This is a genomic window from Brevibacillus sp. HB2.2 (assembly GCF_013284275.1).
In the GTDB taxonomy this organism is placed as follows: Bacteria; Bacillota; Bacilli; order Brevibacillales; family Brevibacillaceae; genus Brevibacillus; species Brevibacillus brevis_D.
In genome coordinates this window covers 1-6,872 of the sequence record NZ_JABSUV010000078.1, presented here as the reverse complement: position 1 = coordinate 6,872, position 6,872 = coordinate 1, and the positions used below count along the sequence as shown (strand labels likewise).

Below are 6,872 nucleotides of genomic sequence, written 5' to 3'. Positions count from 1 at the left end.
TTTTGTTCGTAAACACCACTTGCTATGGGCCAGTGGTGTTTCTTGCTTTATCCGCTGAACACTTTAAAAGGCGAGTCAGCTTGTAGGGTGCCGATGCTTCTGGTACGATACTTGGAGTGTAAGCTCCTACGATGTTGGAGGTTTTATGAAACATAACAAAAGTATTTTGAAGAAAACGACCGTCGTTGACTTTAAGCAAGATGCTGCTTTTTTTGTTGACCGGGGAATGCGCTGTTTGAATCGGTACGACTATGATAAAGCATTGCGTTCATTTCGCCGAGCAGTTGAAATGGAGCCGACGAATGCAGAATGCCACTGCCATTTGGCTAGTGCCTTAGCTGAAACTGGACAGTTTGAAGCGTCGAATGAAGTCCTCTATGAAGTGATAGAAAAATGGGACCCATCCATGACAGAAGTGTATTTCTACATGGCGAACAACTATGCCAACTTAGAGGATTACCCTATGGCAGAAGAAATGGCTGTTCGTTATTTACAAGAGGATAGCACTGGACCGTATCGGGAAGATGCCGAAGAGCTCCTCGACTATATTTACTTTGAGCTGGACATGCCACCGCGACACTTCCTCCCAAGTGAAAAAGAGGACGTATACAGCAAGCATGAACGAGCTCGTCGCAGTCTGGAAGAGGGACGTTTCTTAGAGGCATTGGATACCTTAAAAGAAATCGTCGAGGCAGATCCTGAGTTTTTGCCGGCATGGAACAATTTATCTCTCGCCTACTATTATGCTGGAGAATTCGAGAAGGCGATGGAGACAATTGAACAGACGCTGGATAAAGAAGAAGGAAACCTGCATGCACTGTGCAATTTGGCGGTTTTGCTCTCTCATCACAATCAAACGGTAGAGTTGTTGAGCTTAATTGACACGCTGAAAAAAGTTGTTCCGTTCCATCCGGAAAATACCTATAAGCTTGCAACAACAATGGGAGTGCTAGGCCAGCATGACGAAGCGTATTTCCATTACCAACGCATGCTTCGAAATGGACGACCACATGAAGCATGCACGTATCATTATGCTGCAATCTCAGCTTATTTGAGTGGGAAAAAGGATCAAGCATTGCGCTGGTGGCAAAAAGCCAAACAGTTAGATCCAGAAGCAGGAATCGCAGATCAATACATTCAAATGGTAAAAAACGAACAAGAAGGGGAGACTATAAAACCAATCCCCTACCAATACAATACGACCCAACGCGATGTTTCTTGGGAGAAGGCTTCGTTTACGGGAGTGGAAGATTTTAAAACAGACCCGATGATCAGAGCTTCCCTTCTCTGGGCATTGCAGCATGGACGCGATGAAGTGAAATTCGCGGTGCTGCAAACATTGTCTCTGATCGGAGACGATGAAGCTGAAACTGCAGTCCGTCAATTTTATTACCAGACGGATAACCAGCAGCTGCAAAAGTTAGCTTTGCTGGCTTTGGCTGATATGGGTGCAGATATGCCGGAAGGAACTCCTGAAGGATCGAATGGTTCACCGACAATGGAAGATCAAAAGAGCAATATAGAAGAAGGCATAAGCCGTTATTTACTCTCGCAGGGCAAGCAAGAGGCTGGAGAATGGTGCCTCGATGTATGGCGCAAGCATCATGAATATGCCCAAAGTCGTGTACAAGTGCGAAAAGAAGTAGCGTGGGTCGCAGCATTAGAATATGTATACGGAACGATAACGAACGAAAAGCAGTCACAAGCCCTTCTAGCTCAAAAATATGGCATTTCTGCTGCAACCTTGGCAAAGTGCGTTAAAGTTTTGTCGACACTTGATTTTAAATAGATTATTACATTATAATTAATTTAAATAAGGAAACAGAACTGTGTGAGACGAGGAGGCAACAAGCATGAGCGATCAAAAAGTTTATGATGTGATTATCGCCGGAGCTGGCCCTGCTGGAATGACGGCTGCTGTATATACATCCCGTGCGAACATGAGCACATTGATGCTGGAGAGAGGGATCCCAGGCGGTCAAATGGCGAACACGGAAGATATCGAGAACTATCCAGGCTTCACTTCCATTCTTGGCCCTGATCTCTCTACAAAAATGTTTGAGCATGCACAGCAATTCGGTGCGGAGTATGCTTATGGTGAGATCAAGGAAATCCGCGATGAAGAGCCGTACAAGCGCGTTATCACGGGTGACAAGGAATACTTGACCAAATCTGTTATTGTGGCAACTGGTGCAGAGCATCGTTTGCTCGGTGTACAAGGCGAAAAAGAATTGTCCGGCCGTGGTGTATCTTACTGCGCGGTATGCGACGGTGCATTTTTCCGCAATAAAGAGCTGGTAGTTGTTGGTGGAGGAGACTCCGCAGTAGAAGAAGCAGTATTCCTTACTCGCTTCGCTTCCAAAGTGACAATCGTACACCGTCGTGATCAGTTCCGTGCACAGAAAATCCTGCAAAAACGCGCTTTCGATAACGAAAAAATCGAAGTGATTTGGGATACCGAATTAAAAGAGATCCGTGGTGAAGGCAAGGTACAAGCGGTTCTCTTGCAAAACGCCAAAACAGGTGAACAAAGAGAATACCCGGCAGATGGAGTGTTCATCTACGTAGGGATGGACCCATTGACTGCAAGTGTACGTCCACTGGGCATCACCAACGACGCAGGCTACGTACTGACAGACGAAAAAATGAACACCAAAGTAAAAGGTGTTTTTGCAGCAGGCGATGTACGCGAAAAAATGCTGCGCCAAGTCGTGACAGCAACTGGAGACGGTTCGATCGCTGCTCAATCTGCTCAGCATTATGTAGAAGAGCTAAATGAAAAGCTAAAGGAACAAAATGTCACAATCTCTTAACCTGCTTGTAACATGGGTGAAATAATTCAAGTGTAATCTATAGACAATGAATTGACCCCCTTATCTATATAAACAATTGTTGCGTGGCTGGCATTTCAGTCACGCATCTTTTTTTCTAAAATAGCTTGTACGCCTGTAGAGGACGTCCTTGGAAAAACAGGGGAAGCGGTTCAAAAAGGTGCGAATAAGGTCGACAATATGGTATGCTATTGTCAGAATCGTAGGAGGCGAGTTGCGTGACGGAATTGGGAAACGACAAGGCCATGAATCTCCTGATTATTACCGGAATGTCAGGTGCGGGAAAGACAGTTGCTGTACAAAGCTTGGAGGACCTGGGCTTTTTTTGTGTAGACAACCTGCCCCCTGTACTGATTCCCAAATTTGCTGAGTTGGTTAAACAGTCTGGTGGGAGTATTGAGCGAGTCGCATTGGTGATTGACTTGCGAGGGCGTGAGTTTTTTGAAAATCTAGCCGTAACCATGGAAAGCCTCAATCAGATGAATGGACTATCTTACCATATCCTTTATCTGGATGCGAACGATCAGACATTGGTTTCTCGCTATAAGGAAACACGCCGCAGACATCCGCTTTCTCCGAACGGTTCGCCTCTGGAAGGAATTCACGCCGAGCGCCGTTTGTTAGAGGAAATGAAGGGCTGGGCGCATCAGATTATCGATACGAGTCAAATGAAGCCAGTTCAGCTTCGAGAAAAAATCATCAACCAATACGGTCAACAAGGATCACCCCTTACGATTAATGTATTATCGTTTGGTTTCAAATACGGCGCACCGATAGACGCTGACTTGATGTTCGATGTCCGTTTTTTGCCCAATCCGCATTATGTGGAGGATTTGCGTCCGAAAACAGGATGTGATCCAGACGTGGCAGAGTATGTGATGCAGCACAAGGACACAAAGGAATTCTTAGAAAAGCTTACAGACTTTTTGGGGTACACCCTACCGCATTACCAGCGAGAAGGAAAAAGTCAACTTGTGATAGGAATCGGATGCACCGGTGGCAAGCATCGCTCGGTCGCCATTGCAGAACATTTGGGAGAAGCCTTTGGCAAAGATTTTTCTGTCCGTGTTAGTCATCGAGACATGGAAAAGAACAAATGAGCATAAGATGGCAGGAAAGACTGAAGCGTGCATAAAAAGCCACCTGTGGTATATGTATTAGAAATAATGAGGTGACATATGCCTACTAAGGGAGTCGGGAGGCTACAGTCAAGGCCATTACGGATAGTCGTTATTGGCGGAGGAACGGGTCTATCCGTCCTTTTACGCGGTTTGAAGCACGAGCCAGTGCATATTACAGCGATTGTGACGGTAGCAGACGATGGGGGAAGCTCTGGACGTTTGCGAGAAGAAATGGATATGCTTCCACCTGGCGACATTCGAAACGTCTTGACTGCTCTGGCCGATACAGAGCCGTTGATGGAAAAAGTCATGCAATATCGTTTTTCCACAGGCACGGGATTAGCCGGGCATAATTTGGGAAATCTATTACTTGCAGCGATGAACGAAATCACTGGAGATTTTGTCACCGCAGTCAAAACATTAAGCGGGGTTTTGGCAGTGCGTGGAGATGTATTGCCAGCTTCCACGCAATCGATTCAGTTGAAAGCGGAAATGACAGATGGATCTCTCGTAATCGGAGAATCCCAAATACCGTTGACTGGCAAAGAAATCAAGCGGGTGTTCCTTGATCCAGAGGATGCTGTTCCTCTGAGCGAAGCCCTGATGGCGATTGCCGATGCGGATGCCATTTTGATTGGGCCTGGCAGCTTGTACACGAGCATCCTGCCCAATTTATTAGTACGAGGGTTATTTGAAGCGATTACATGCGCACAAGCCCCAAAAATCTACATTTGTAACGTCATGACACAACCAGGGGAGACAGACGGTTTTTCTGCATCCAGGCACGTGAATGTCATGTATGAACATGTAGATAGACCATTTCTGGATACGATCATTGTCAATTCAGCCGAGCTGCCTACCCATGTATTGGACAAATACGCGGAAAAAGGAGCAGCTCCTGTCCGATGTGATTCAAAGCGATTGCGCCAACTCGGTCTGCATGTAGTGGCGAAGCCGTTAGTCACATTTGAGGACGGATACCTACGTCACGATGCACATGCTGTCAGCAAGCAGGTTGTGTCACTTCTCAAACGAAGACGGAAGGTGCTGAAGATAGAGAAGGAGTAGTGAAGTCGATGTCATTCGCCGCGCATACCAAAAAAGAGCTTACCATGATGGAGGGTGCCGATTGCTGCAGCAAGGCAGAGCTCTCAGCCTTGATTCGGATGAATGGAAGTCTGCAGTTTGGAGCCGGACGACTGGTGCTGGATGTGACGACAGAGAACGCGGCGATTGCCCGACGTATTTACACGTTAATCAAGAGGTTGTTTCAGATACACGCTGAATTGCTAGTTCGCAAAAAAATGCGTTTGAAAAAAAACAACGTCTACATTGTGCGTATTCCGAATAAGGCCAATGAGATCCTGCAAGACTTGGGCATCATGGATCAAAGCCTGTCGTTTATCCCAGGAATCGCTCCAGAGATCGTGAAAAAGTCATGCTGCCGCGCTGCTTATTTGCGGGGGGCTTTTTTGGCGGGGGGATCTGTGAATCATCCAGAGGCATCCAGCTATCATCTGGAGATTTTCACTTCCTATCAGGATTTTTGCGAAGCATTGACCAAGATCGCCAATCGGTATAAACTAAATGCCAAGTGCATCGAGCGGAAAAAAGGGTATGTTCTCTATATTAAAGAAGGCGAAAAGATTACAGAGTTTTTGAGCTTGATAGGGGCTCATCAGGCACTTCTGTATTTCGAGGACGTCCGAATCGTAAAGGACATGCGGAACTCCGTAAACCGTTTACACAATTGTGAGATCGCCAACATAAACAAAACGGTGAATGCAGCCACCAGACAGATGGAAAATATTCAGCTCATCGATCAAGAGATGGGTTTGGAGAATTTGCCAAAACGTCTACGCGAGGTCGCGGAGCTTCGAGTGGCTCATCCTGACATCAATTTGAAAGAATTGGGCGAGATGGTGCCAAGCGGAGTAGTGAGCAAATCGGGCATTAACCACCGCTTGCGGAAAATTAACGAAATCGCTGACAAAATACGAGAAAAACAAAATATTTCGATGTAGATGCATGTTATACTAAAGGATAATAGTCTACAAGTAAGGAGGTCCATTCATGGTTCAACAGCAGGTCGTGGTTCAGTTAAAGACCGGTTTGCAAGCTCGTCCAGCAGCTTTTTTCGTACAGGAAGCTAACCGTTTTGCATCGGAAGTATTCGTAGAAAAAGGCAACAAGAAGGTCAATGCGAAAAGCATCATGGGTATCATGAGCCTCGCAATCAGCTCTGGAACGGAAATTACCATTTTGGCAGAAGGGCCGGATGCCTCCCAGGCAGTCAGCAGCCTTACGAATCTGGTAAGTAAAGAAGAATAGAGTCACGAGAGACACCTTTCCCTTAAGGGAGGTGTCTTTTTTTGTTGGTTATCATGATGGATATGTATCAATTCACTTCGGGCAGGGCATTTCTAACCATGTATATTGCATGAAGGAGGAATGAGACATGAGTAACCGTGATAAGTGTTACGAAGGCCGCGATTGTTATGATATGGACATTGATCGGATGGTGAATGAGGGACTGGGGGGCGGAGTTGTTTCCGACCAAAACGGCCTGATTGAAGAAACGACTGTAGATACGATGACAGGGGCTACGTCAGCCAAGCAAGCTCTTGACGATGACCAATAGAGGGAGTCAGTCACTTATGAATGTAACAAGAGCACAAGCCATCATGAAATCAGACGACCATATCAAGGTAGAGTACGATGGACAAGCCGTTTGGATCGATGCTGTAGACGAAAAAACGTCAACAGCACGTGTACATGAGGAAAAAAATCCAGGGCATAGCCGAACAGTCTATGTCAGTCAGTTAATGGAAGTATCACAATGATTCATCGAAAAAGCCGAGCAGACCAAGGAAAACCTCTAGGGGTTTGCTCGGCATAAAAAAAACACTCGGCCGGTAGT

General features: G+C 46.1%; 8 protein-coding genes. All 8 read left to right on the top strand.

Annotation, left to right across the window (positions count from 1 at the left end):
* Positions 1-145 precede the first annotated feature (145 nt).
* The 8 genes from HP401_RS29245 to HP401_RS29210 all read left to right on the top strand — a co-directional run bounded on the left by HP401_RS29245 (position 146) and on the right by HP401_RS29210 (position 6,795).
* On the top strand, positions 146-1,789 hold the full coding sequence (locus tag HP401_RS29245; RefSeq protein ID WP_173607595.1) for a tetratricopeptide repeat protein: 1,644 nt from the start codon (positions 146-148) through the stop codon (positions 1,787-1,789).
* Positions 1,790-1,853: 64 nt separating this feature from the next.
* Positions 1,854-2,813, top strand: coding sequence for a thioredoxin-disulfide reductase (trxB, locus tag HP401_RS29240; RefSeq protein ID WP_173607594.1), 960 nt, complete (start codon positions 1,854-1,856; stop codon positions 2,811-2,813).
* A gap of 236 nt (positions 2,814-3,049) precedes the next feature.
* On the top strand, positions 3,050-3,931 hold the full coding sequence (rapZ, locus tag HP401_RS29235) for an RNase adapter RapZ (RefSeq protein ID WP_015893489.1): 882 nt from the start codon (positions 3,050-3,052) through the stop codon (positions 3,929-3,931).
* Between the two features lie 78 nt (positions 3,932-4,009).
* On the top strand, positions 4,010-5,020 hold the full coding sequence (locus HP401_RS29230) for a gluconeogenesis factor YvcK family protein (RefSeq protein WP_173607593.1): 1,011 nt from the start codon (positions 4,010-4,012) through the stop codon (positions 5,018-5,020).
* A gap of 8 nt (positions 5,021-5,028) precedes the next feature.
* Positions 5,029-5,976 carry a DNA-binding protein WhiA gene (gene whiA, locus HP401_RS29225; protein ID WP_015893487.1) on the top strand — a complete coding sequence of 316 codons (948 nt, stop codon included), beginning with the start codon at positions 5,029-5,031 and terminating at the stop codon, positions 5,974-5,976.
* 49 nt (positions 5,977-6,025) lie between these two features.
* The gene (locus HP401_RS29220; RefSeq protein ID WP_015893486.1) at positions 6,026-6,283 is read left to right on the top strand and encodes an HPr family phosphocarrier protein; all 258 of its coding nucleotides are present in this window, start codon (positions 6,026-6,028) and stop codon (positions 6,281-6,283) included.
* A gap of 127 nt (positions 6,284-6,410) precedes the next feature.
* A complete protein-coding gene (locus tag HP401_RS29215; RefSeq protein ID WP_015893485.1) occupies positions 6,411-6,593 on the top strand; it encodes a hypothetical protein in 183 nt (60 codons plus the stop codon).
* Between the two features lie 16 nt (positions 6,594-6,609).
* Positions 6,610-6,795, top strand: a complete 186-nt coding sequence (locus tag HP401_RS29210) for an H-type small acid-soluble spore protein (protein ID WP_015893484.1) — start codon at positions 6,610-6,612, stop codon at positions 6,793-6,795.
* Positions 6,796-6,872: the final 77 nt, after the last annotated feature.